28 protein-coding genes are annotated in these 24,328 nt (G+C 70.7%); 10 read left to right on the forward strand and 18 right to left on the reverse strand.

Annotated elements, in window-relative coordinates; all coding sequences use genetic code 11:
- Window positions 1-3: 3 nt before the first annotated feature.
- The 4 genes from E6G06_17890 to E6G06_17905 are packed head-to-tail and all read right to left on the reverse strand — an operon-like array spanning window position 4 to window position 4,627.
- Entirely contained in the window at window positions 4-663 is a 660-nt protein-coding gene (locus E6G06_17890; protein ID TML87425.1) for a type II secretion system protein, read from the reverse strand.
- A 51-nt stretch (window positions 664-714) separates the two neighbouring features.
- Entirely contained in the window at window positions 715-2,226 is a 1,512-nt protein-coding gene (locus tag E6G06_17895; GenBank protein ID TML87426.1) for an MFS transporter, read from the reverse strand.
- The gene (locus E6G06_17900) at window positions 2,025-3,614 is read right to left on the reverse strand and encodes an FAD-binding oxidoreductase (GenBank protein TML87558.1); all 1,590 of its coding nucleotides are present in this window, start codon (window positions 3,612-3,614) and stop codon (window positions 2,025-2,027) included. The genes E6G06_17895 and E6G06_17900 overlap by 202 nt, the downstream gene beginning before the upstream one ends.
- Entirely contained in the window at window positions 3,611-4,627 is a 1,017-nt protein-coding gene (locus E6G06_17905; GenBank protein ID TML87427.1) for an NADP-dependent oxidoreductase, read from the reverse strand. Before E6G06_17905 ends, E6G06_17900 begins: the two co-directional genes overlap by 4 nt.
- A gap of 66 nt (window positions 4,628-4,693) precedes the next feature.
- Between E6G06_17905 and E6G06_17910 the strand changes: the two genes are divergently transcribed.
- From E6G06_17910 to E6G06_17925, 4 genes are all read left to right on the forward strand, one after another.
- Window positions 4,694-5,278 carry a TetR/AcrR family transcriptional regulator gene (locus E6G06_17910; GenBank protein TML87428.1) on the forward strand — a complete coding sequence of 195 codons (585 nt, stop codon included), beginning with the start codon at window positions 4,694-4,696 and terminating at the stop codon, window positions 5,276-5,278.
- Between the two features lie 94 nt (window positions 5,279-5,372).
- Window positions 5,373-6,089, forward strand: coding sequence for an MBL fold metallo-hydrolase (locus E6G06_17915; protein ID TML87429.1), 717 nt, complete (start codon window positions 5,373-5,375; stop codon window positions 6,087-6,089).
- Complete coding sequence (locus E6G06_17920) at window positions 6,082-6,555, forward strand: nuclear transport factor 2 family protein (GenBank protein TML87430.1); 474 nt, start codon at window positions 6,082-6,084, stop codon at window positions 6,553-6,555. Before E6G06_17915 ends, E6G06_17920 begins: the two co-directional genes overlap by 8 nt.
- A 54-nt stretch (window positions 6,556-6,609) precedes the next feature.
- Window positions 6,610-7,998 (forward strand): wax ester/triacylglycerol synthase family O-acyltransferase, encoded by a 1,389-nt coding sequence (locus E6G06_17925; protein TML87431.1) that lies wholly within the window; start codon window positions 6,610-6,612, stop codon window positions 7,996-7,998.
- Here the strand turns inward: E6G06_17925 and E6G06_17930 are convergent.
- Complete coding sequence (locus E6G06_17930) at window positions 7,985-8,953, reverse strand: patatin-like phospholipase family protein (GenBank protein TML87432.1); 969 nt, start codon at window positions 8,951-8,953, stop codon at window positions 7,985-7,987. The genes E6G06_17925 and E6G06_17930 overlap by 14 nt on opposite strands.
- A 134-nt stretch (window positions 8,954-9,087) precedes the next feature.
- Between E6G06_17930 and E6G06_17935 the strand changes: the two genes are divergently transcribed.
- Genes E6G06_17935 through E6G06_17945 form a run of 3 tightly spaced genes read left to right on the forward strand, consistent with a single transcriptional unit; the run spans window position 9,088 to window position 10,735 of the window.
- Window positions 9,088-9,420 carry a hypothetical protein gene (locus tag E6G06_17935; GenBank protein ID TML87433.1) on the forward strand — a complete coding sequence of 111 codons (333 nt, stop codon included), beginning with the start codon at window positions 9,088-9,090 and terminating at the stop codon, window positions 9,418-9,420.
- A 28-nt stretch (window positions 9,421-9,448) separates the two neighbouring features.
- Window positions 9,449-9,829 carry a helix-turn-helix transcriptional regulator gene (locus E6G06_17940; GenBank protein ID TML87434.1) on the forward strand — a complete coding sequence of 127 codons (381 nt, stop codon included), beginning with the start codon at window positions 9,449-9,451 and terminating at the stop codon, window positions 9,827-9,829.
- Window positions 9,830-9,859: 30 nt separating this feature from the next.
- Window positions 9,860-10,735, forward strand: coding sequence for a mechanosensitive ion channel family protein (locus E6G06_17945; GenBank protein ID TML87435.1), 876 nt, complete (start codon window positions 9,860-9,862; stop codon window positions 10,733-10,735).
- On the opposite strand, the gene E6G06_17950 is transcribed toward E6G06_17945, so the two are convergent.
- Together E6G06_17950 and E6G06_17955 are read right to left on the reverse strand one after the other, a co-directional pair.
- Window positions 10,716-11,612: a hypothetical protein gene (locus E6G06_17950; protein ID TML87436.1), complete on the reverse strand. Its 897-nt coding sequence runs from the start codon at window positions 11,610-11,612 to the stop codon at window positions 10,716-10,718. The genes E6G06_17945 and E6G06_17950 overlap by 20 nt on opposite strands.
- On the reverse strand, window positions 11,525-12,541 hold the full coding sequence (locus E6G06_17955) for a glycosyltransferase family 4 protein (GenBank protein ID TML87437.1): 1,017 nt from the start codon (window positions 12,539-12,541) through the stop codon (window positions 11,525-11,527). The genes E6G06_17950 and E6G06_17955 overlap by 88 nt, the downstream gene beginning before the upstream one ends.
- On the opposite strand from E6G06_17955, the gene E6G06_17960 reads away from it, so the two are divergent.
- The gene (locus tag E6G06_17960) at window positions 12,525-13,319 is read left to right on the forward strand and encodes a hypothetical protein (GenBank protein TML87438.1); all 795 of its coding nucleotides are present in this window, start codon (window positions 12,525-12,527) and stop codon (window positions 13,317-13,319) included. The genes E6G06_17955 and E6G06_17960 overlap by 17 nt on opposite strands.
- Here the strand turns inward: E6G06_17960 and E6G06_17965 are convergent.
- Window positions 13,257-13,634 (reverse strand): DUF952 domain-containing protein, encoded by a 378-nt coding sequence (locus E6G06_17965; protein ID TML87559.1) that lies wholly within the window; start codon window positions 13,632-13,634, stop codon window positions 13,257-13,259. The genes E6G06_17960 and E6G06_17965 overlap by 63 nt on opposite strands.
- A 73-nt stretch (window positions 13,635-13,707) precedes the next feature.
- Here E6G06_17965 and E6G06_17970 point away from each other — a divergent pair, with 73 nt between their 5' ends.
- Window positions 13,708-14,103, forward strand: a complete 396-nt coding sequence (locus tag E6G06_17970; protein ID TML87439.1) for a hypothetical protein — start codon at window positions 13,708-13,710, stop codon at window positions 14,101-14,103.
- A gap of 19 nt (window positions 14,104-14,122) precedes the next feature.
- Here the strand turns inward: E6G06_17970 and E6G06_17975 are convergent, their stop codons facing one another.
- The 5 genes from E6G06_17975 to E6G06_17995 form a co-directional block, all read right to left on the reverse strand.
- Window positions 14,123-14,395 (reverse strand): nitrile hydratase accessory protein, encoded by a 273-nt coding sequence (locus tag E6G06_17975; protein TML87440.1) that lies wholly within the window; start codon window positions 14,393-14,395, stop codon window positions 14,123-14,125.
- Between the two features lie 29 nt (window positions 14,396-14,424).
- Entirely contained in the window at window positions 14,425-15,132 is a 708-nt protein-coding gene (gene nthA / locus E6G06_17980; GenBank protein TML87441.1) for a nitrile hydratase subunit alpha, read from the reverse strand.
- Window positions 15,032-15,661 (reverse strand): nitrile hydratase subunit beta, encoded by a 630-nt coding sequence (gene nthB, locus E6G06_17985; protein ID TML87442.1) that lies wholly within the window; start codon window positions 15,659-15,661, stop codon window positions 15,032-15,034. The genes nthA and nthB overlap by 101 nt, the downstream gene beginning before the upstream one ends.
- 64 nt (window positions 15,662-15,725) lie before the next feature.
- Window positions 15,726-16,655, reverse strand: a complete 930-nt coding sequence (locus E6G06_17990; protein ID TML87443.1) for an LLM class flavin-dependent oxidoreductase — start codon at window positions 16,653-16,655, stop codon at window positions 15,726-15,728.
- 54 nt (window positions 16,656-16,709) lie between these two features.
- On the reverse strand, window positions 16,710-17,447 hold the full coding sequence (locus tag E6G06_17995) for a methyltransferase domain-containing protein (protein ID TML87560.1): 738 nt from the start codon (window positions 17,445-17,447) through the stop codon (window positions 16,710-16,712).
- Between the two features lie 169 nt (window positions 17,448-17,616).
- Between E6G06_17995 and E6G06_18000 the strand changes: the two genes are divergently transcribed.
- On the forward strand, window positions 17,617-18,312 hold the full coding sequence (locus E6G06_18000; protein ID TML87444.1) for a spheroidene monooxygenase: 696 nt from the start codon (window positions 17,617-17,619) through the stop codon (window positions 18,310-18,312).
- A 332-nt stretch (window positions 18,313-18,644) separates the two neighbouring features.
- Here the strand turns inward: E6G06_18000 and E6G06_18005 are convergent, their stop codons facing one another.
- The 5 genes from E6G06_18005 to E6G06_18025 all read right to left on the reverse strand — a co-directional run bounded on the left by E6G06_18005 (window position 18,645) and on the right by E6G06_18025 (window position 24,026).
- A complete protein-coding gene (locus E6G06_18005; GenBank protein TML87445.1) occupies window positions 18,645-19,898 on the reverse strand; it encodes an ABC transporter permease in 1,254 nt (417 codons plus the stop codon).
- Window positions 19,895-20,656, reverse strand: a complete 762-nt coding sequence (locus tag E6G06_18010) for an ABC transporter ATP-binding protein (GenBank protein ID TML87561.1) — start codon at window positions 20,654-20,656, stop codon at window positions 19,895-19,897. Before E6G06_18010 ends, E6G06_18005 begins: the two co-directional genes overlap by 4 nt.
- A 22-nt stretch (window positions 20,657-20,678) precedes the next feature.
- A complete protein-coding gene (locus E6G06_18015; protein TML87446.1) occupies window positions 20,679-21,434 on the reverse strand; it encodes a hypothetical protein in 756 nt (251 codons plus the stop codon).
- 59 nt (window positions 21,435-21,493) lie between these two features.
- Window positions 21,494-23,152 (reverse strand): hypothetical protein, encoded by a 1,659-nt coding sequence (locus tag E6G06_18020; GenBank protein ID TML87447.1) that lies wholly within the window; start codon window positions 23,150-23,152, stop codon window positions 21,494-21,496.
- Between the two features lie 106 nt (window positions 23,153-23,258).
- Window positions 23,259-24,026 (reverse strand): hypothetical protein, encoded by a 768-nt coding sequence (locus tag E6G06_18025; GenBank protein ID TML87562.1) that lies wholly within the window; start codon window positions 24,024-24,026, stop codon window positions 23,259-23,261.
- Window positions 24,027-24,328: the final 302 nt, after the last annotated feature.

The raw sequence follows: 24,328 nt of genomic DNA on the forward strand, positions 1-24,328 counted from the left end.
CCGCTACCAGCCGGCGAACATCACCGTCGTGTTGTCCGGTGCCGCACAGGTGCTGTTCGACAGGTACTGCGTGCCCGGTGGGGTCGCCGACGAATCGCGCAGCCAGTAGCACTTGCCTGCGGCGCTGCGCGACCCCACGACCACCGTGTCGTCGGGGTTCGCAACGCTGAACGTCTTCACGTACACGATGCTGCCGGTGGTCAACGCGGCAGCCGTCGTGACGTACGTGAGCGAAGGCTCGGTGGCGGTGAGGTCCACCACGGTGTCGGTGTACTTCGCTTGATCGCTGTAATAGGTCCTCTCGACGACCAGCCCGTTCCGGGCGTGCGCCTGGGCCGACCGGTTCTGGGCGAGGTTGCGGACCTCGGAGAAGGTCGACCCAGCCATCGCGATCAGGATCCCCAGGATGAGCACCACGACCATCAGCTCGACGAGGGTGAACCCGTCCTCGGCCGGCCCGCGGTCGCGGAGGGTCGCGCTGCCGGTCGGGCGCGCGAGGCGGCATCGGGACCGCGACCTGAGCGGGGGCGGCCGTCGTCGACCCCGTCCCTTGCCCGGCAGATGGCTGGTCGGATCGTTCAGCGGGGACTCCCCTGAAGCTGTCGGCTGGCCCCCCGCGCGACGGTGGACTGATCGAGAGGTCGGCAGTTCGAGCCCGCCGATTGAGCGCCGTGCCCATGAAGTGCTGCCGGTCGAGGGCGGTCAGGCAGCCATTCAGGCGGGGCCGGGTCCACCCGCCTTGACCAGGTCGGCGTACCAGGCGAGCACCAGCGCCACCGCCGCGCCGAAGAGCACGACCGCCGTGATCGACGTGTGGGTGGCGACCGCCCCCGCGGCGAGGACGCCGATGGGCACCGTGCCGCCGAAGGCCATGATCCAGAGCGCCATCACCCGGCCGCGCAGGTGGTCGGCGAGGTTCTCCTGCAGCACGGTGGACAGCGATGTCACCACTGCGAAGTAGGCGATGCCGAGCAGGATGGCGACCGGGTACGCGAGCGCAGCCGACCGAACGAGGGCGAAGCACGCGAGCAGCACCGAGAACGCAACGAAGCCGAGCCGCACGATGCGCGCCTTGGAACGGCCCGCGAGGAGCGTGCCGATCGACACCGCACCCAGGGCCGCGCCCAACCCGAACCCGGCATAGAGCAGCCCGTAGCCGAGGCTCCGGGGTCGCATGCCGAGGTTGTCCGCCGCGAGCGCGGGCATGAGCCCGACGAACGCGAGCGAGAACAGCGACATCGTCGCCATGGTGGTGAGGATGCGTCGCACGAGCGGGTCGTGCCGGACCACTCGGAACCCGGCCAGCAGGCGCCCCCTTCCTTCCTCCGAGGCGTCGCGGGCCCGGCGGGGGAACGGCGTGACCCAGATCGCCGCCACCGCGAAGAGGTAGGTGAGCGCGTTGGCGGCGAAGACGGGCGCGGCGCCGAACGCGGGGTAGAGGACACCGCCGATGGCGGGACCGATCACACGCGATGCGTTCATCTGCACCGATTGGAGCGACACGGCGCCGGCCAGATCGGGCCGGGGGACGAGGGTCGGCAGGACGGCCGAGAGCGCCGGCGCGCTCAGCGCGTTGGCGACGCCGATGGCGAGCACGCACGCCACGAGCGCGACGCGCGACGGGTGGTCGGCTGCGGCCAGGCCCGCGAGCACGAATGAGAGAACCAGCTGGGCCAGTTGCATGGCGACGAGCAGGCGCCGGCGGTCGACGATGTCCGCGAGCGCGCCTCCCAGGGTGGCGAGGAAGAGGAGTGGTCCGAGCTGCGCGAAGAAGAGCACCCCGACGAACGTGGTCGAGCGGGTGAGCTCGTAGCCGAAGGCGGCGAGGATGACGTTCTGCATCCACGTCCCGACGTTGGAGGCGAACGTGCCGCCCCACACGACCCGAAACGGGCGATGGGCGAGGGCGGCACGCGCGGTGCCGCGCGTGTACGGGACGTCGCCATCGACCAGCGCGTCGGTGGCGTCCTCCCGCTGCGGCTCGCGGGCGCGGGCGCTCAACCGGCGTGCGGTGCGACGCTCGCTCAAGGATCGACGAGCACGCCCGGGTTGAGGATGCCGGCGGGGTCGAGGGCGCGCTTGGCCGCGCGCAGTGCACCCGCGAACGCATCCGGGCGCTGGCGGTCGTACCAGGGTCGGTGGTCGCGACCCACCGCGTGATGGTGGGTGATCGTGCCACCGTTGGCGATGACCGCCTCGGCGGCCGCGGCCTTGATGTCGGCCCATTGCTCGAGCTCCGCGCCCCGTCGCCCCGGCGCGAGCACGGTGAAGTAGGGCGCGGGCCCGTCGGGATAGACGTGGGTGAAGCGGCAGGTCACGAACCCGCCGCCGCAGATCTCCTGCAGCGCCTTCTCGACCGATTCGACGACACCCGCATGCAGCGTGTCGAAGCCGCTCCAGGTGCAGGCGGTCTCGAAGGTCTCCGCGATGCACGCCATCGCCACCATCGCGTCACGTCCGTAGGGCGCGCGGAGAAACGACCCGCGCCACGCACCGGCGGCGCCTTCGGTCGACGAGGAGCGGATGCGCTCGGGCACGGTGCCGCCGTGATCCGCGCAGCAGGCGACGGCGCGCTCGATCCACGCGTCCAGCGGGTGGTCCGCCGACTCGAAGCCCACCACCAGCAGGGCGGACCCGTCGGTGACACCGGCCGAGGTGGCGGCCTCGCCGGCGTCGAGCAACCGGCAGTTGGTAGGGAAGAGACCGGCCTGGGCCACGGCCCGCGTGGCGGCCACGCCCGCGGCGAAGGTCGGGAAGCGGACGCCGGCCGATGCCTTGAACGTGGGGCGGTCCTGCACCCGCATCCAGGCTTCGGTGATGACGCCGAGGATGCCTTCGGAGCCCAGGAACAGGCGATCGGGCGAGGGCCCCGCGCCCGAGCCGGGCAGCCGGCGCGACTCGCTGATCCCCGTGGGCGTCACGACCCGGATCGACTCCACCAGGTCGTCGATGTGCGTGTAGAGCGTGGCGTAGTGGCCGCCCGAGCGCGTCGCCAGCCAACCCCCGAGGGTGGAGAACTCGAACGACTGCGGGAAGTGGCGGAGCGTGAGGCCGTGCGGGCGCAGCTGGTCCTCGAGCACCGGGCCCAGCGCGCCGGCCTGGATGCGCGCCGCGCGCGAGACCCGGTCGATCTCGACGACACGGTCGAGCCGCGTGAGGTCGATCGACACCACGCCCCCGAAGTCGTCGCCCACATCGCACTCCACGCCGCCGACCACCGACGACCCGCCGCCATAGGGGATGGCGGCGACACGCGCGTCCGCGCACCAGTCGAGCAACGCCACCACGTCGCGCTCGTCGCGCGGGAACGCCACGAGGTCGGGCGGGTTGGGAAGATCGCCGCGAAACGCGCGCACGACGTCGCGGTACGACTTGCCGTACGTGTGGCCGGCGCGGTCGTAGGGGACGGACGAGCACAGCTCGGCCAGCGCAGTCGGCGGCGACACACGCGGCGCGCGCAGGGCGATGTCGGTCAGCGTGGGCGGAGGGCGCACGTCGAGGTCGTCGACACCGAAGCGGCTGGCCACTGCCGCAGCCAGGTTGGCGACCTGCTGAGGTGCGAGCGCCTCGTGCTCCCACCCCCAACCCCACCAGGATCGCCGGCCCGCGCTCAGGGCTCCTCGCTCACCTGGACGATGACCTTGCCGGTGTTGGCTCCGGTGAACAGGCGGTTCAGCGCGCCGGGCGCGTTCTCGAGCCCGGCGATGACGTCCTCGGCGTGCTGGATCTTGCCGTCGACCACCCAGCTCGCCATCTGCAGCTGGGCTTCGGGGAAGCGCGACACGTAGTCGAGCACGAGGAAGCCCTCCATCCGGGCCCGCTTGATGACCAGCTGCACGTAGTTCGACGGACCAGGCGGTGGCTCGGGCGAGTTGTACATCGAGATGGCGCCGCAGAGCACCACGCGCGCTCCGAGGTTGATCCGCTCGAGCACGGCCTGGAGGATCTCGCCACCGACGTTGTCGAAGAAGACGTCGACACCGTCGGGGCACGTCGCACGCAGGCGGGCGGCGACGTCGTCGGTGCGGTAGTTGATGCATGCGTCGAAGCCCAGCTTGTTCGTGACCCACGCGCACTTCTCGTCGGTGCCCGCGATGCCGACGACACGGCAACCGTTGATCTTGGCGATCTGGCCGGCGACGGAGCCGGTGGCGCCGGCCGCGCCCGACACGACCACGGTCTGGCCCTCCTGTGGGCGCCCGACGTCGAGCACACCGAAGTAGGCGGTCATCCCCGTCACCCCGTAGACGCTCAGTGCGTCGAGCAGGGGGATGCCCGGTGGGAGCACGGTCATCGCGCGCGCACCCCCGTCGGCCACCGCGTACTCCTGCCATCCGGTCAATCCGAAGACGAGATCGCCTGCGGTGTATCCGGGGTTCCGCGACTCGACCACCTCGCCGATGCCTCCGCCGCGGATCACCTCGCCCAACCGGATCGCAGGGAAGTAGGTGTCCGCCTCGTTCATCCACCCGCGGATGGTCGGGTCGATCGAGAGGTAGACCACCCGCACGAGCGCCTCGCCGTCGCCGATGGCCGGCACCTCGGCCTGCTCGAGCCGGAAGCACGAGTCGTCCGCCATCCCCACCGGGCGGGCGGCCAGCACCAGCTGGCGGTTCTTCACGGCCATGCCGGACGGTACCTCTTGACAGATGCCTGTCATCGTGCGAGTCTCCGAACAGTGTCAGTTATACCGATGCGCGACAGGAGATCCGAACGCAATGCGGCCACCCGGGCGGAGATCCTGGAGGCGGCGTGGGCCCTCGTCCGGGAAGAGGGGCCGGCGGGGCTGTCGCTGCGCGACCTCGGACGCCGGGTGGGCATGCGGGCCCAGTCGCTCTACTCCTACTTCGATTCGAAGCACGCGATCTACGACGCGCTGTTCGCCCAGGGTTGTCGCGAGCTGCTCGATCGGCTGGCCGCGGCCCGGTTCTCCGACGACCCCGCCGAAGCGCTGCGCCAAGGTCTCCGCCTCTGGGTCGCCTTCGCCAGCGAGGACCCGGCCCGCTACCAGCTGCTCTTCCAGCGCACGATCCCGGGCTTCGAGCCATCGCCCCAGTCGTACGCGCTCGCGGTCGAAGCCCTCGACGGGGCGAAGGCGCAGCTCGCAGCCCTTGGGCTGACCGAGCCCCGCCATCTCGACCTCACCACGGCGGTCGTCGCGGGACTGGTGGCCCAGCAGCACGCCAACGACCCGACCGGAGACCGTTGGATCCGGCTCGTCGACGAAGCCATCGACATGCTCATGGACCACCTCAAGCCCCGAAGGAGGCGTCGCTGACACACGCTCCGAAGGAGCGTCGACAACGACACAGACCACCACCATCTGGCCGGGGCAAACGCACCGGCCCCCTCACCAAGGAGCTCCGACTCTGATGGAAACCACCGTCAACGAGATCACCGACGGCATCTACCGGTTGTCGACCTACGTGCCCGAGGCCGACTTCATGTTCAACCAGTTCGTGATCGACGCGGAGGAGCCGTTGCTCTTCCACTGCGGTCCGCGTCAGCTCTTCCCCCTGGTGTCAGAGGCGGCGGCACGCGTCGTTCCGCTCGAGCGCCTGCGATGGATCACGTTCGGCCACGTCGAGTCCGACGAGTGCGGGTCGATGAACGAATGGCTGGCGGCGGCTCCACGCGCCGAGGTCGCCCACACCGTCGTCGGGTGCATGGTGTCGGTGAACGACCTGGCCGACCGCCCGCCGAGGCCCGTGGCCGACGGCGAGGTGATCGACCTCGGTGGTAAGCGGGTGCGTCATCTCGACACGCCGCACGTGCCCCACGGCTGGGACGCCCACCTCCTCTTCGAGGAGACCACCGGCACGCTGTTGTGCGGTGACCTGTTCACCGCGACGGGCAACAGCCCCGCGCTGACGGAGGACGACATCGTGGAGCCCGCGCTCGTGGCCGAGGAGATGTTCCTCGCGACGTGCCTCACGCCTGCGACCGCGCCGACGATCCGATCGCTCACAGACCTGCACCCCCGCACGCTCGGGCTCATGCACGGCCCGTCCTTCAGCGGCGACGTGCAGGGCGCGCTCCACGCGCTCGCCGGCGGGTACGACGAGCGCTTCCGCAAGGCGTGTGTCTGACGCACGTACCGGCCTCGAGGCCGTGACCGCGCTCGTGCACGCGTACGCCGAGCGGCTCGACGCAGGCGATCTCGATGGTGTCGCCCGGCTCTTCGACCGGGCGGTCTGGCGCTCGCCGGAGCACCCGGAGGGCCTGCGTGGTGCCGAGGCGGTCCGGCGCGTCTACGACGGCGTGCGCCTGTACGACGGGTCGCCGCGCACGAAGCACGTGATCTCCAACCTCGTCGTCGAGGTCGACGAGCGCCGCGGGCGGGCCAGGTCGCGCTGCTCCTTCACCGTCATCCACGGGGTCGACGCCCGGTCGCCCCGACCGATCCTGAGCGGGCGGTACCACGACGCCTTCGCACGCGACGCGGCCGGACTCGCGTGGCACTTCACGGAGCGGGCCACCGTGGTCGACCTGGTCGGTGACCTCGGCAGCCACTTCCGGGAGGCGCCCTCCCCTCGGCGCGAACCGGCGGAGTAGCGTCGACGGGCGCCTGAACTTCGGGCGACCGGCGAAACAGATCGGGGCCCCCACATGGACCGCATGAGCCCGCTCGATGCCTCTTTCCTGCACCTCGAGGGACCGGTGAGCCCGATGCACATCGGCTCGGTGGCCGTGTTCGAAGGGCCCGCACCACCCGCATCGGAGCTCGAGGCGATGGTGGCGGGAAAGCTCCCGGTCGTGCCCCGCTACCGCCAGAAGGTTCGCTTCGTGCCGCTCGACCTCGGCCGGCCGCTCTGGGTCGACGACCCCCATTTCAACATCGGCTACCACGTGCGCCACACCGCGCTGCCGCCGCCCGGAGGCGACGAGGAGCTGCGCAACCTCGTCGGACGGGTGATGTCACAGCAGCTCGACCGCACCAAGCCCCTCTGGGAGATGTGGATGGTCGAGGGCCTGGAGGACGGCCACTGGGCCATCATCTCCAAGGTCCACCACGCCATGGTCGACGGCGTCTCCGGCACCGACCTGCTCACCGTCGTGCTCGACCAGGACCCGTCGCCATCGCCGCCCGAGCCCGGGGTCTGGGAACCCGCCCCCGAGCCGTCGAACACCGCGCTGTTCACCGACGCGGTGCGCGACCGCGTGGTCAACCCCTACGAGCAGTTCAGGGCGCTCCGCTCAGGGCTGCGCGGTCCCCGTGCCCTGCGCACCCAGCTCGGCGACGTCGGCAAGGGCCTGCGCTCGCTCGTCACCGCGGTGCGCGGCAGCCCGGAGACGTCGCTCAACGGGCCCATCGGACCGCACCGGCGGTGGGACTGGGCCCGCTCGACCCTCGGCGACATCAAGGTCGTGCGCACGAGCCTCGGCGGCACCGTCAACGACGTGGTGCTGACGGCCATCACCCAGGGCTTCCGCGACCTGCTGCTGTCACGCGGTGAGACCGTCGACGGCCGCGACGTCACGACTCTGGTGCCCGTCTCCGTGCGCACGCCCGGTGAGCGGGGGACGTACAACAACCGCGTGTCGGCCATGTTCGCCCAGCTGCCTGTTGGCATCGTCGACCCGGTCGAACGCCTGACCTCGATACGCGTGCAGATGGACGGGCTGAAGGAGTCGAAGCAGGCGGTCGCGGGCGAGGTGCTGACCTCGCTCACGGGCTTCGCCCCGCCGATGCTCCTCGCCGTCGGCACCCGGGTCGCGTCACGCGCGTCGCAGCGCAACGTGAACACCGTCACCACCAACGTTCCCGGCCCGCAGTTCCCGCTCTATGCCGTGGGCCGCCAGATGCTGGAAGCGTTCCCGTTCGTGCCCCTGGGTGGCCAGATGCGCATCGGCATCGCGATCTTCTCCTACAACGGGATGATCAACTTCGGCGTCACCGGTGACTACGACGCGGCACCCGACATCGGCGTGCTGTGCCGCGGCATCGAGGACGGCATGGGCGAGCTGCTCAAGGCGGCAGGCGTCACGGGGACCTGAGCGCCGCCAGCCGGTCGCGGAGCTTCGGCTCCTGCAACCGTCGCCGGGTCGCGCCGTGCATGTGCTCGGCGACCGGCTTGCGACGGGTCGCGTCCATGGCGTTCACACCCATGACGCTCGTGTCGGTCGCACTCGGCTGGAACGCGACCACCGGCACGCCGCTTCGGCGCACGGCTTCGGCCTCGCGGCCGAGGTAGACGCGGAAGAGCCGGCGGGCCGCGGTGTCGAGCGCGACGCGCGTCCCACCGCGGGATGTCGACATCGGTGAGCTCACGATGACGAGATCGAAGGCCTCCGCGGACACCACGTCGACGTTGGTCGGGGAGTGCGCGCCACCGTCGACGTAGCGCGTCCCGCCGATCGTGACCGGCGTGAAGAACGAGGGGATTGCACAGGACGCGGCCACCGCGTCGGCGATCGACGCCGGCGGCGCGCCGTCGCGTCCGAAGACGACACGGCGTCCGGAGTCGAGCTGGACGGCGCAGATCCACGTGGGGCGTGCCGGCCATTGCGTGTCGAACAACGACCGGAAGGGGACGGCGATCAGCTCTGACGAAACGCGCCCCGCAGGCAGCACGGCCGCGGCGAGGGTGCCGAGGCGAACCTCCCACGGGCGGCGAGCGGCGGCAAGGAGCCGGGTCGGCGCGGCCATCCCGGAGAGGAAGTCGATCGCCGGTGCCGCCGACGGCACGGTCGCCGGCGGTGGACCGACCCGCGCCGCGAGCCGGGCGCCGTCGGCCGACAGCGCCGAGCCGGTCGCCCTCGCGAGCAGGTCGGCGGGAGAGAGACCGGCGCGGAGCAGTGCCGCCACGCCGGAGCCGGCCGACGTTCCCACGATCAGGTCGGCGTGGCGCGCATCCCAACCCGTCTCCTCCTGGAGGGCGGCGAGGACGCCGGCGTGGAAGGCGTGACCCACCACGCCGCCGGCTCCCAACACGAGACCGATGCGACCCATCGCCACCTTGCCTAGCACGCCCCGGGCCGGATCGCACTTGACGTATCTCGCAAATGCAAAGTATAGTTTGCACAACCACCCAGAGCCCCGCAGGCAGTCAGTTGCGGCGGCTGCACTTCCCAGAGGAGCTTCCCGTGCCCGTTTCCGAGATCACCGAATCCGTCCAGACCCAGGTCCTCGATCTGCTCAACAAGGCGCAGGAGGCCACCGTCGACGGTGTCCGCACCCTCGCCGAGACCGTCGAGGGCTTCGTGCCCGAGCTGCCCGCACTGCCGTTCGCGGACCGCATCCCCGAGGCGTCCACCGTCGTGGACGACGCGTTCGACTTCGCGGCCAAGCTGCTCGACTCGCAGCGGCGCTTCGCCCAGGAGCTGTTCGCGGCCGCCGCACCCGTCACGTCGAAGAGCACGGTGACGGCCCCGACCACCAAGCCGAAGCCGGTCGTCGCGACCAAGAAGTCGGCCTGACGGCGTCCGACGGCTACCGGCAAAGTCGATGGTGGCCAAGGACACCTGGCAGGGTCAGCTGTCGGCGCTGGGCGAGCTCATTCGCAGCCAGCGCCGGCTGGCCAACCTCTCCTTGCGAGAGCTGGCCGAGCGCACCAACGTCTCCAACCCGTATCTGAGCCAGATCGAGCGGGGCATGCACGAACCTTCGGTTCGCGTGCTCCGCTCGATCGCGCGCGCGCTCAACCTCTCGGCGGAGACACTGCTGGCACAGGCGGGACTGCTCGAGCGCGACGACGACGGCGCCACCGACGACGGCGAGCACGCGCTCGACACCGAGTCGAGCATTCGGGCCGACCCCGCGCTCTCGGACTCGCAGAAACAAGCCCTCCTCGCCGTCTACCGGAGCTACCTGGCCGCGAACCGCTGATCCGCGGCACCGGGGCGCGAGGCTGGGGGGATGCTTCGCAACGACGACTACCTCTATGAGCTGCTCCGGAAGATCGGGCTCAGCCGACTAGGGGCCCAGACCGGTCAGTACTTCGTCAAGATCGCTCTCATCCTCGCGATCGCGATGGTCGCATCACGCGTCGGTGGCGCGCTGGCGCGCCGCTTCGTCAACTCACTCGGCACCCGGTCGGCGCTCTACATCGAGTCACCCCGGGCCGCGCAGCGCATAACGACGATCGGCGGCGTCGTCGCCAGTCTCGTTCGCATCGCGGTGTGGGTGCTCGCAGCCATCTACGTCTTCGACCTCCTCGGCTTCAATCTCGGGCCGTTGCTCGCAGGCGCCAGCATCATCGGCATCGCGCTCGGCTTCGGCGCGCAGACACTCGTGCGCGACTTCCTCTCGGGGTTCTTCATCCTCGTCGAGGACCAGTACGGCGTGGGCGACGTCGTGACCGTGACCGAAAAGGTCAGCGGCACCATCGAGGAGGTCAACCTGCGGGTGACACGCCTGCGGGGTGTCGACGGCACCGTCTGGTACGTGCCGAACGGCGAGATCCGCACCGTCGGCAACGCGGCGAAGGACTGGGCGCGCGCGCTCGTCGACATCGTGTTGCCCTACGCATCGGACGCGGCCACCGCGCTCGGCGCCATCGCCGAGGAGGCCCAGGCCTTCGCGGAGGATCCCGCGTGGACCGACATCGTGCTCGAGCCCCCTGAGGTCTGGGGGGTCGAGACCGTCGCAGCCGATGGGGTCACCGTGCGGGTCGCGGCAAAGACGGTGCCGACCCGGAACCATGCGGTCGCGCGTGCGCTGCGCGGACGCATCGCGGAACGACTGCGCCGCGACGGCATCATGGTGGCCGTGACTACGCCGACGACGCGGTAGCCAGCAGCAGTCGCGTGCCCTGGCCCCGGTCGGCCGCGATCGCGAGCTGGCCGGCACCATCGGCGACGGCGCCCTGGACGGCCCGTGGGTCGCGCAACGCGAACGCGAGGTGGTGCACGCGCCCGCGTCTGCCGTCGAGCCAAGCCCCGAGCGGGCTCGCGGGCGAGGTGGGCTCGAGCAGACGCACGCGACCCGGCCCGGGCCAGGCGAGCTCCACCCACGTGGCGATGTCGTCGCCGCCCTCGTCGACGCGGCGGCCGCCGAGCAGCTCGCGGAACAGCCGCAGCCCGTCCGGCAGCGCGGCGACCGCGTGGCTCACGCGTACGAGCGCCGCCGGGTCGGTGCCCGGTGCGGGCAACTCCGCCGGCGGAGGCGACCACTCGTCGTCGTGCGCGGCCTGCGCCAGCTGCACCACCACGCCGTGGGCGTCCTTCGGATGGAGGAACGCCTCCTGCCACGAAGGGTCGCTCAGGTTCACGTTGACCGGCGGGTAGCCGGCCACCCGGGCCGCGTCGAGTGCCTGCCTGATGTCGCCGACCTTGAAGGTGAGGTGATGCGGGCCGGGGCCGTTGCGGTCGAGGAAGCGGCGCAGGAAGTCGTTGCGCTCCACCTCGGCGGGCTCGAGCACCTCGAGGCGCATCCCGTTGCCGAACGCGAGCTGGGCCCAGTTGAACCCGTAGCCGGGGCCCGCTGCGTACCAGGTGCCACCGAGATCGCGGACATACAGGGGCCACGCGTCGGCGTGGTGCTCGACGGCCACCGCGATGTGGTCGAGGTCGGCGCCGCCGATCACCTGCCGATGACGTCGGCGAAGAGGTCGAGGTGCTCGCGCACCATCCGGCCGGTGGAGAAGTAGCCGGCGACCGCGGCCCGGCACGCGCTCCGGTCGATCGTGCCGACGGACTCGAGCAGCTCGGCCATCTGGGCCTCGTCGTGGCAGAGGAAGCCGGTGCGACCGTCCTCGATCACCTCGGGCGCGGCGCCCTCGGGGAAGGCGAGCACGGGCGTGCCACACGCGAGCGCCTCGATCATCACCAAGCCGAACGGCTCGTTCCAGCGGATGGGGAAGAGCATGGCCGTCGCACCCGCGAGCAGCTGCAGCTTCTCCTCGTGGTCGACCTCACCCAGGTACTCGATCTCGTCGTTGAGGTAGGGCGCGACCTGACGTTCGAAGTAGGCGTGCTCGATCGGCTCGCGCATCTTGCCGACGATCTTGAGCGGCACTCCCGTCTTGCGGGCCACGTCGACCGCGCGGCCCGCACCCTTGTCGGGCGAGAGCCGGCCGAGGAAGACGCAGTAGCCACCGTCGCCGGCGCCGAAGGGGAACGCTTCGACGTCGATGCCGTGGTGGATCACGCGGGCGATGGGGATCTCGGGGGCCGGCTTGCGCTGCGCGTGCGAGACCGCCACGATCGGCACGCGCGGGGCCATGCGGCCGTAGATGGCGCGCAGCTCGTCGTTGAAGGGCCCGTGGATCGTCGTGACGACGTGCAGTCCGGGGTAGCGCTCGGCGTAGAGCGGGCCCATCAGGGTGTGGTCGTGCACGATGTCGAAGCCCTGCACTGCGTCGTAGGCCGCGATGACATGGCGCAGCTCGATGGCGGCGGCGCCGATGCGCCCGCCCTCGGCGCGGTCGAGCACGTACTGCCGGGGCACCTCGCACGTCGAGTCGCCGGTGGTGAAGAGCAGCACCTCGTGCCCGGCGTCCTGAAAGCCCACGGCGAGCCGGTCGACGACGAGCTCGATGCCGCCGTAGAGGGTCGGAGGGATCGGCGCCCAAGGGGGCGCGATGACGGCGATGCGCATGCACCGATTGAACCATGGGCAGCGTACGGTTACGCGCGTGAGCACGCCGCACGCACCGTGGGCCCTGGTGGGGGAGTGCGTCGTGGGCGTGGTGCGGCGCCGCAAGCTCGCCTCCACGCTGCCTGCAGGCATCCACCGGCTGCCGGGCCCGTGTGTGGTGACGGCCGTGCGCTACAGCGACTCACCGGTGGGGCCGTACCTCGAGCTGGCCGTGGGAGAGCCGGCCCGCCTCGGTGCCCGGCCGGGTCTGTGCGTCACGACGATGGTCGTCACCACCGCCGAGGCGCGCGTCGGCGGTCGCCTCAACTGGGGGTTCCCCAAGGAGGTCGGCGCCCTGCGCTGGCGATCGCACGGCGACGAGCGCGAGGTCGTCTGGGAGGACCGCGACATCGTCGTGCGCGGGCGGCCGTGGGGACCGGCGCCGCCCCTGTTGGTTCCAATGCGGGCGCTGCAACGACGGGGCGACGGCCCCGTCGTCGTCCCCGGCCGCCTGCGCGGGCGGGCGCAGCTGGCGCGTGTCGAGCTGGAGGTGCCGGACGGCGACGCGCTCGCGCCACTGGCCGGCCCCCATCGGGGCGTCCTGTTGTCGGGCATGCGGTTCGTCGTCGAGCCCGCGCGCCTGCCCGCCGGCCTCACGTCGACGTTTCGCGCCCCGCTGCGCGCGCCGGAGCCCGCGCTACTCTCGTCTCCCTCAGAGGTCGGGGGTTCAAGACCCTCATCGCCCAGCCGGCGCCATCACTTCCACGGTGAACGTTGCGTCGCTGTTCGCGTGGGCTGACAGCACCGCAACCACCGCGTCGACCGGCAGCGGTCCGTAGATGTGCGGGAACGCTTCGGCGCCGCCCTCGAGGATCTCGGTCTTGATCGGGACGTGGACGCGCGCGGGGTCGATCACCAACACGACAAGTTCCTCATCCACGTCGCCGTAGAGCAGCGCGCCGATCCGCTCCACCTGGTTGCGGAACGACCCATGGATGAAGCCGACGTCCTCCAGACGGGCACCCCGCGTCGATGCTCGGTACTCGCCAGTGCTCTGGGCCTCCGTCCAGTCACCGTCGAACGCGACGTGGTAGATGCGCTCGTCCTCGGCGATCACCAGTGCATGATGGCGCACCGCGGCGCGGCGACACTAGCGAGCCAACGCTTCTCGGAGTATGAACGGTCAAATGAAGGCGATTCTTCTCGTGCTCGCCGGGGCTGCCATCGTCGTCGCGGCGGCCGTTGCACTCGTGCCCGTCAGGGCCTCGGTTCCGAACAATCCCTCCTATCACTGCGGCGCTCCTGTGCGGCGCCTCCAGGCTGCGACGCGCCAACGGTGGAATCGCGACAGCTACCTGACCAAGCTCGGCAACCCCGCGATCCCCAACCGTCGCCTCCCCAATCACGTCTGTCGCCGGAAGGCTCGCGTGCGGCTGCTCACCGCTGCGGGCCTCGGCGGCTCAGGGATCGTGCTGGCGGCGCTCGCCATCTTCGTGGTGCCCGCGCGACCGAGCGTTCCGGAGCGAGGCGAAGGACCGCCCCCGGCCAACGGAGACGAGGGCGTAACGCCCGAGGGCGGGTAGCGCCATCACGTGCGACACATCATGGTTCGATGTGGAGGGCTCGCTCCGACAGGTCGCGCGCTTGCGCGACGTCGAGGTCGATCACGAGCGCTTCAAGTGCCGCGGTCCAGGATTCGTAATAGGGACGATCCGGATGGTCGGCGATCGCGTCGATGAGACGGGCGCGGAAATCCTCCCAGCTGAGACCGAGCCGCTGAACGAGCCCGACGGCCATGGCCAGCACCCGCCCCTGCCATGGCGCATCGAACACGAGCTCGCCGTTGTCGCGCGGCAGCGAGGCGACTCCGCCCATCTGGCGAGCCTCGGGCCAGACCGGATCGCTCAAAGCCGTTGCACGCCGATCATCGCGTCGCGGCTGACCAGTGCCGCCAACTCCTCCTCGGTGGCACCTTCGTTTCCCGCGGGCCGCTGGGGAAGCACCATGTAGCGCATCTCTGCGCTCGAGTCCCACACGCGGATCTCGACCTCGTCGGGCACCTCGCAACCCATCTCCCGAAGGAGAGCCCGAGGCTCTCGTACCATGCGCGCCCGGTACGGCGGGCTCTTGTACCAGTTCGGGGGAAGGCCGAGCACCGGCCAGGGATAGCAGGAGCACAGCGTGCACACGACGACGTTGTGCACCGCCGGCGTGTTCTCCACCACCTCGATGTGGTCGCCCTCCGCGCCGCCGAAGCCCAGCTCGGCGATGGCTGCGGTGCCGTCGGCCAGCAGACGCAGCTTGTAGTCGGGGTCGACCCACGCTCGGGCCACTACCCTGGCCCCGTTCATGGGCCCGATGTCATGCGCGTATGCCTCCACCACGGCGTCGATGAACGCGGAGTCGACGATGCCCTTCTCGGTCAGAAGCTCCTCCAGGGCGCGCGCCCGACGTTCGATCTCGGTGAGCGCGGTTGGATGATGACCGTGGTCGTCGCTCACGGGGCCCCCCTCATGCCGGCTCCAGATAGCGCTCGTAGAGGTCGACGTGGACGGCGGCGTTGGGATCGGCGTCACCGCCCCACAGCTCGGTGAGCTCGAAGCCGACGCCATAGGTGTGATCGGCGACCTGCTCCCGGCGATGGGCCTCGATCTCGGGTAGGGGAGCGACGCCATCGACGCGGACGATCACGCCCCTGCGCCCTCGCACATAGCGCGGGCAACGCGTGTGCCCGTCGAAATGGATGTCGCGCGCTCGAACCCGATCGCCCACGGAGAATCGTGACGCCTCACCCGGCGGCGACACATCGACGTCGTCCGGCGTCGCCCGTGCGGGTCGCGACAGGCGATAGGCGCCGGCCCGCTCTTCCAGCTCACGGCGCGTGACGATTCCCGCCTCCACGAGGAGCGTGGCGAGCGCGGTCAGCCAGTGCTCGTAGTACGACGAGGAGAGGTAGTGGACGGGGTCCATCCGTTCGATGGCGTGGCGGAACATCGGCGTGTTGAAGCCCCCCGCGGCGAGCGCACTGGTGGCCACCGCGAAGGTGCGCCCTTCCCACGGGTGGTGGAAGACGGGTTCGGCGGGCTCGACGTCGACCGGTCCGAATCCCTGCATCCCACCCAGATCGTGGATGCCGTCCACGTCGCCATCGAACCACAAACGTGACCGGAGGAGGCATGCGCGGCACAACCGTCGGTATGGCTCGTCACGAGATCGTCGGGAGGACGTGCTCGCAGAACCGCGCCAGTTGTCGCGCTTCGTCCGCCACCGGCCAGATGAAGACGCGTTGGACGCCCGCGCGCGCGAAGGCCGAAAGCTTCTCGGCGAACAGCTCAGCGGGCCCGACGGGAAGGCGCTCCCTTAGCACTTCCTCCGGGCGGTGGATCGTGGGTACCACCCGCTCTCGCATCACGCGGTCGGCCTCGCCGCGGTCTTCGGTGATGTAGAACCACATGGTCGCGAGCGCGTTGGGGAAGGTCGCGGGGTCCTTGCCGTGATGTGCGAGTTGGCCGTCGAGGTACTGCTTGCCCTCACCGAAGAGCGCCGGTGTCGTGTTGTACGCCGATGCCAACCAGCCATCAGCAAGGCGGGCCACTCGACCCAGACCCGCCTTCGAGCCCCAGCTACCGATCCACAAGGGCGGGCCGTCGGGACGCGCGGGACGAGGGTCGAGGGTGATCCCTCGTGTCGAGTAGAAGCGACCGGTGAACGGCTCCGCGTCGCTCTGCCAGAGCGCGCGCAGTGCCTGGACAGCTTCGTCCAGGCGCGCCCAGCGTTCCTCGAAGTCGATGCCGACGGCCTGGTAATCCTGCTGCGCCGAACCGGGCGCGACCGCCACGATGAGTCGCCCGCCCGAGAGTCGGTCGATCGCCCCGAGCGTCTTCGCCAGCGGGACCGGCCCCCGAACCACGGGCAGGGCGACCGTCGTGGCCAGGGTCATGTCACCGGAGCAGCCGATCACCGCCGCGAGGGCGGTTGGACCATCCAGCCACGGGACGGAGAACACGAGGTGGTCGTTGGCGGCGAGAGCACTGAAGCCGAGCGCCCTCGCCGCGCGCGCGTACTCGACGAGATGCTCCAGGGTGTACGGATGAGCACCGAAGTCCATCAGTGGGAGGTGAGCGCCGATGTCCACGAGGCACCCTACCCAGACGTGCTCAGCCGCCCGTGGGCTCCCACCAGAGCGTCGTCACTTCGCGCGCGTCGGGTGGCGGCGTCTCCTCGAGGAGCCGTCGGACCTCAGCGTGTCGTGCGGGCCAACGCACAGACGCCGGGCGATGCGGGCCACGTGATCGGCATCCGACTCGCCGATCATCTGGAGCCGTCGTTGCCAGCGCTGCCGCCGCACGTCGAGCCCCAGCGAGGCCAGCACGTCCACGGCATCATCGGCTGTCGGGCGATCGGGTTGGCCCAGTCCGTGAACGGCCTCCCAGTAGGGGGCCATCCAGGCCAGGGGATGGGTCGTCGTGAGCTCGACCACGACCCGCCGCGTGGCGTGAGCCGTCAGCGCGTCCGCGAAGCCGGCCAGGTCGGCCACGTTGTAGACGACGTGGTGGCACAGCACCACGTCCGCAGGTGATGTTCGCGCCGCGACGTCCGGCCACCCGCCCTCGACCGTCGTCGATTCGACGCCCAGAGCCTGCGCGCGGGTTGCGAACACGTCGAGCAGCTCACGGCTGAGATCGACACCGACGATGTGCCCGGCTCGTGCCGCGAGCCGCAGGCTCGCGGCACCGGCTCCCACACCGACGTCCAGCACCGCGCCGCCTTCCGGCAGGGACTCTCGCGCCGCCGCGTCCGACGGCGAATCCCCCGCACGCGCGAGCGCCTCGTCTGCAGCCGCGATGAACACCGTCGGATCGAAGAAGAAGGGCGAAGCGGGCGCGGCCTGCAGCAGCTCGTCGGGTATCGCCCACTCGGCCAGCATGTCGGCCCAGCGGCGGTTCGCCTCGTTGCGATCGCCCATCCCGCGGTTCAGTCTCTCGGGCGCGTGTCGGTCCGTCGAGAGGATCGCCAACGACGCGAGCGGACCACTTGCCCTCCTGCCGATGTCCACGGATTGACCCTCGCCGCCGACGCGCTGAATGCTGGATGCGATGATCGCATCGGTTCACCTCTCGGACGTCGGCGTCCGATCGGCGTTGAGGGTGCTCCGCCGGGCCCCGCGTCCGACCTCCACACCTGGCCTGCGGCACGCCAACGTGGCCCTCACCGCGCCGCTCAGCGGCGCAGTCCTCCCCTCACCGGCCTTCAGCCGCGTCGGGCTCATCGCGTTCTGGGACGACGACGACGCCCTCGACGGGTTTCTCTCCGATCACCCGATGGCCGCAACGCTCGCAGGTGGATGGCATGTTCGACTCGATCCACTGCGGGCGTCGGGCTCGTGGCCGGGGCTCCCGAGCGACGTGCCGACGAAGCACGACGTCGAGCTCGACGGGCCCGCGGCCGCGCTCACGCTCGGCCGACTCCGTGTCACCCAGGTCGTCCGCTTCTTACGCGCCAGCGCCAAGGCCGAGGGCGCCGTCGTCGGTGCGCCGGGTCTGATCTGGGCGACCGGGCTGGCGCGCCCTCCGCTCGTCTCCACCTTCTCGCTCTGGCAGTCGACGGACGCGCTCTCGGCCTATGCGTATGGCCAACGCGAGGCGGCCCATCCCGTGGCAATCGCCGCGCAGCGCCGGAAGCCGTTCCATCACGAGTCGGCATTCATCCGGTTTCGTCCTTACGGCTCCGAAGGGAGCCTCGACGGACGCAACCCGCTGGTCGAGACGTGGGCGTCCGCGGGCGGTCGGTAGCGACCGTCTACACGGGCACCGGATCTTCAGGCCTCGCGGTCGGTCCCGTACCGCACGGTGTCCTCGGCGTAATGGGGGTGACCGTTGGGACATCTCGCGTGCGCACGCGGCGTCGGGCCATTGCCGTTGGCGGAAGCGAGATCGAAGCGCACCGTCTCAGTGCAACCGGGAAACAGGCACGGCACCGCGGGAGTGAGCCCTTGGATCGTCGACACTTCCCCCCTCCCCCTCCGGGATGGACAACATCACCACCCCCAGCCGCCACCGACGGTACCGCTTCGCGCCAGGCCGCGCTACCTCCACCGATCCCGCAGGGAATCACGCCCCCGCCCTCACATCGTGGAGCGCAGCGCCTCCACCGGTTCGAGCGCGGCGGCACGGGCGGAAGGGTAGAGACCGGACAAGAGGCCGACCGCACCCCCGAGGAGGGGAGCGCCCAGCGGCACCCACGCCTCCAGGACCGGTGTCCAGGCGCGGCTTGCCGCCACACCGACGACGACCAGGGTGCCCACCGCGGCACCCACCACGCCGCCGACGAGGCCGAGCGTGGTGCTCTCCATCAGGAACTGCGCGGCGATGTGGCGGCGTGCGGCGCCGAGCGAGCGTCGCAGCCCGATCTCACCGACCCGCTCGAGCACCGACACGAGGGTCACGTTGGCGATGCCGATCGCGCCGACGAGCAGCGACACACCGCCGAGGAGGAGGAACAGCGAGTTGAGGTCGCGCTGCACCCCGGCGCGGACCCGGCGGGGCTCGGGAGGCGCGGCGACCTTGAGGACCCGGGGGTCGGCGGGGTTGAGCGCGAGCGGCAGCTGCCCGGCGATGACGCTCGCGGCGCCGATGCGCGTCTCGACCTGCACCGATCCCGGTGCGGTGAGGCCGAACTCACGTTGGGCCGTGCCCTCGGGGATCACGATCGATCCCAGCAGCGACGGCTGGCGTTGGACCGTGGACAGCAGGCCGACGACGACGTACAGACGATCGCCGATGTAGATCGCGGGCTGGTTGTCGACCCGCGTCACATGGAGCTGCGCGGCCACGTTGGGGCCGAGCACGACCACCCGATCGCCACGCGCCGAGTGTCCCGCGTCGGGCAGACGGCCGGTGCTGAGCCTGGCTCGCACGGCGCGGAACAAGCCCGGGGAAGCGGCCTTCACGGGTACCTGGAACTGGGTCTGGCCCTGTGGGTCGTTCACGGGCACGGCCCGGACCAGCTCGCCTCTCACGTTCACATCCGTCAGGGTGCCGGCGGCCACGACGCCGTTGAGCCGGCCGACGCGCTGCTCGGCGTCCCAGGGGAGCACGTTCTGCCTGACGGCGCGGCCGGTGCGTCCGGTCTTGGGGGTGACGACGATGTCGGTGGCGGCGAGCGCGTCGAAGCGGCCGACGATCTGGTTGCCGGCCGTCTTCGAGAGGCCGAGGGTGGCGACCAGCGCGGCGACACCGACGACGGTGCCGAGCACGGTCAAGACGGCGCGGCCCGGACGGGCGAGGAGGCTGGCGAGGCACTCCTCGAAGAGATCTCTGGCCGCGAGCCGGGGCTTCGCGGTGGCGGGCCCCGATCGGCCGCGACGTCGGAGCTTCACGACCCGTGCACCTGGCCGTTGCCCGCGCTCGGCGGCGTCAGCTCGTCCAGCGCACCGTCGACGATGCGCACCTGGCGCCCGGCACGGCTCGCAACCTTGTCGTCGTGGGTGATGACGGCCAGCGTGAGCCCGTCGTGGGAGAGCTGGGCGAACACGTCGAGCAGGCTCTCGGCGCTGTGCGAGTCGAGGTTACCGGTGGGCTCGTCGCACAGCAGCAGGCTGGGCTCCCCGACGAGCGCGCGCGCGATGGCGGCTCGTTGCTGCTGGCCGCCGGACAGCTTGGTGGGAAGGAAGTCGGCGCGGTCGTCGAGGCTCACCCGGTTGAGGGCGGCGCGGGCGCGCTCCTGCCGGCCGTGCCGGGGAGCGCCCACGTAGAGCTCGGCGAGCATGACGTTCTCGAGCACGGTGCGATGGGGCAGCAGGTGGAAGGCCTGGAAGACGAAACCGATCGTGCGTCCCCGGAGCCCGGCGCGGCCGAGGTCGTCGAGCGCGGCGACGTCGACCCCGACGAGGCGGTACATGCCGGCCGTCTGGCGGTCGAGGAGCCCGACGATGTTGAGCAGCGTCGACTTCCCGGAACCGGACGGACCGACGATCGACACCCACTCGCCGGGCCAGATCGTGAGGTCGACGTCGCGCAGGGCGTGGACCGGAGGATCGGCCCCGAAGGTGCGGGAGACCTTGGAGAGCCGGACGACCGGCTTGTCGAGGCCGCCCGCGAGGCGATGGCCGTCGGCGGGCGCCCCCGAGAGGTCGATCACGGAGGAGGCACCTTGCTGATCACTTGCGTATCTTCAGCTCGACGTCGTCGATGTTCTTGGCCTCGCACTTGACGTCCGCCGCCACGATGGCGCGCTCCTCGTTCTGCAATGCGGACAAAGCGGCCTTGTCGTAGTCGGGCTTGGGGCTCTCGGGCGGCCCGACGATCGCTTCGAGCTTGTTGTGCAGGACGGTGTCGACCTCGTCGGGCGCGGCGAGGTCCTCGTAGCCGGCCTTCTGCATGCACGTGCTCCACTTGCCGACAGCCTTGACCATGCGCGGATCCTGTTGGATCCGGTCGTCGAGCGCGTCGAGCTTGGTCTGGAGGCTCTGGATCACCGCCGCACCGCCGAAGACCTTGTCGGTCGCCTCCTTGGTGCAGCCGCCGACGCGGGTGAAGTCTCCGTTGTCGACTGCGTCGGCGAACGTCGCAGTGGGATCGTCGCCGTAGAGCGCACGGTCGTAGGCGACCTGGTCCGTAGGGCTCATCGAGTCGCGGTACGTCTGGTTGGCGGCCCCTTCTTCCTTGCCGTACACCGTCGTGATGCCGTAGCCGTACTGCTTCTCGTAGTCCTCGTCGCTCAGGTCCGCGCCGGGGGGTTTCGGCTCCGCGGTGTACCCGTCGAACCCCACCCGCCCCATGCACGCCCGGATGAGGTTCCCGGCAGTGGCCTGGCGCTGCACGATCCCCTCGCGCTCGAGGCCGAGCTCTTCCTCGATCGTCCTGTAGGGCTTCTTCGAGCCACCGCCACCACTGCAGCCCGCAAGCAAGAGCAAGGCACCGACGAGAAGGGTCGCCGTGACGCGACCGACACGACGACCGTCAGCCACCGACGTCATGCGGCGCCGGCCGCCGGGGCCGAGCCCCTGCCGGCGATGACGAGGTCACCGGCGGCGAGCGTGCCCTTGATGGGCGTGACCTGCACCATGCCCTTCGCCGCGAGCCCGGGGTTCACCGTCACCGTCCGGGTTGCGCCGCGCTCGCGGACCTGCACCCGTGAGGTGCCGTCGGCCGCGACCGAGAGCGCGGCGATGGGCACGGTGAGGACGTTGCCTTCGGTGCTGCTCACGGTGATCGTCACCACCACCGAGGCGCCCACGAGCGCGGCGGGCGCGTCCTGGGTGAACGTGACTCCGAAGTAGTACCGCTGGGGCTCGACCCCCTGCGTCCCGGGCGTGTCGGCGAGCGCGCTCACGGTGCCTGCCGCGCGGAAGTCGGAGTCGGGCGCGTCGATCGTGACCGCCGCGCCCTTGCGGACGAGCTTGGCGTCGTTGAGCGACAGCGCGCCATCGACCGCCAGCAGTGAGTTGCTCACCGTCATGACCGGTCCCGTCAACTCGTCTCCCGCCTTGACGGTCACGTCGTCGATCCGAAGGGGCAGGCTGGCGAAGAACAGCACCTCGTTGGCGGGAAGCTGGATGCCGAGCTTCCCGTTGACCTGACTCACCGCGCTGTCCACCTGCTTCACGCGGCCGGCGTTGAGGGCCACCCGGCTCTCGGCCACCTTGATCGCGGCGTTCGCGTTGGCGACCTCGTCCTTCGCCGCGTCGACGTCGGCCTGGGCGACGTCGACCGCAGCGGTTGCCTGGATGAGGGCGCCTTGGAGCGCCGCGAGCTCCGTCGACGTGGTCTGGGGGTCGGCGCGCGCCGTGTCGAGCTGGAGCTGTGCCGCCCGCTTGGCCTGATTGGCCGCGTTCAGGGCGCTCGTGGCCTTGCGGACGCCGGCGTTCGCAGTGGTCCGGCTGTTGCGGGCGGTCGTGAGGGCGTCGTCTGCGTTGGCGCGCTCGGAGCGGGCACCGAACGCGTCCGACTCCGCGGCCCTCAGTGACTGCAGCTGCTCGTCGGTCGGCCCCAATGGTGTCCAGCCCGCGGCCCGGTACCAGGCCGCAACCGCGGCGGCCGTCGAAGCGCCGTACACGCCGTTGAGCGCGCCGGGGTTGAAGCCGAGACGCGTCAGACCCGCCTGGAGCTGGCGGACGTCCTCGCCCACCGCGCCGGGCCCGAGATCGCGGTACGCGGGTTGCGCGCCCTGGAGCACGAGCACGGGCCGGCCCGAGACCGAGAAGGCGACGTTTCCCTCATTGAGCGCTGCCCCCTTCACGGGCGCGATCGACACGATGCTCGTGCCCGGCTTGAGCGGCGATGCCGGGAGCGTCACGGTCTGGGGCGAGCCGTAGCGCACCGTCCCCCGGGCGACCACGTCGGATGTCAGCGTGCGCAGCTCGACCGGCACCGTGATGAGCGACGCGGGCGGCGGTGCCGTCCTCGACGCGATCTCGGCCGGTGATTGGATCCGTCGACCGGCGACCCAGCCGACGGCCGACGCGGTGACCACGGCCGCGAGCGCGATGGCGAGCGCGGTGTTGCGGCGCGCGCCCGGGCGCGGGCCGGCTTCGCGGCGGAAGTGGAGTGGGGCGCGAGGCAGTCGGTGGCGCTTGGTCTCTGGCTCCGCCAGGCTGGTCGCCACCCCGTCCGGACCGGGCTCCGTCAGCATTGGACAGAATGTACGGAGAGCCCGCTGAATTCCCGCTGAGCGGGCGCTGCGTCGGTCATCGCGCTACACACGTTCGCCGTCTCCACCGTTCGATTCACCGAAACGCCTATTGGGGCTTGTCCACGCGCGCGGTGTGCGTCGCACGGGGGGTCTTGGCGTAGACGTCATTGCTGACCGTGTAGCCGCGCGCGTCCTCGTCGAGCGCAGCTCGGCGCGCCTCCGCCAACGCGTTGGCGTCGAGGCGCACCTTCCCCACCAGCACCAGGGTCTCCTGGTCCTGGTCACCGGCCCCGGGCTCGACTCGAATCGTGCCCACCCCCGGCGCGTAGTACTTGAGCTGATGGCCGTCCGGCGGGTCGAGCGGGTTCCACTCGTCGGTCAGGAGGACGTTGCTGTAGCAACGCCCGGAGAAGCAGCTCCGCTGGCCCGCCTTGAGCTCCTTCGCCCGGTCCCGGAACTCGATTTCGGGCGCCCAGCCCTGGAGGTAGCCGGGCGACCCGATCTTCGGCTTCGCCCGCATGAGGATGCCCGGCTGCGCCCGCTGCAGACCGGTGATCCAGGTGTCTTCGGCGCCGACCAGCTTGCCCTGCTCGTACACCTCGGGGTACTCGCCGAGGTTCCAGACGTTGCCCTCGTCGTCCTGGGCCTGAAAGGCGAGCTCCGACTCCACCATTTGACCCTCGTTGAAGTCGCGCTCCCAGATGACGACGGCGCGAATGCCGTGGATCACCTTGGTCAGGTCGGTGACGACGGAGACGATGCGATGGGGAAGAACCCCGGTCCCTCGGTTCGCCCGCCCTTCGTAGGTGAGCTGCGTCCCGGGGACGAGCGGCAGCAAGGTGTTGTCGACGGTCGTGGAACGGGAGAACTTCATCTTGGAGAAGTCCTTCTCCGTAGTCGGCGACTTGTCACCGCCGAGGCACGCCGAAGCCAAAAGCGCGAGGACAGAGGCGGCGACAACGCCGACGCAGGAACGCCGCACCAGGTCCCCCCTTCCCGCTCTTCGCCCCTCGATGCGCGGACGTTCCGCCGTCCATCACCCTGGGCGCACACCCGTGCGAAAGCGTCCAACGTCCTCCGGACAAGGAAGACTTGGCAATTGACGCGGTCAGCGCCGCGCCGACCCAGAATGACTACAAACCGTAGTCAATCCGAGATCGCGGCTTTGCCGTCAAA

This window comes from Actinomycetota bacterium, assembly GCA_005888325.1.
Taxonomy (GTDB): Bacteria; Actinomycetota; Acidimicrobiia; order Acidimicrobiales; family AC-14; genus AC-14.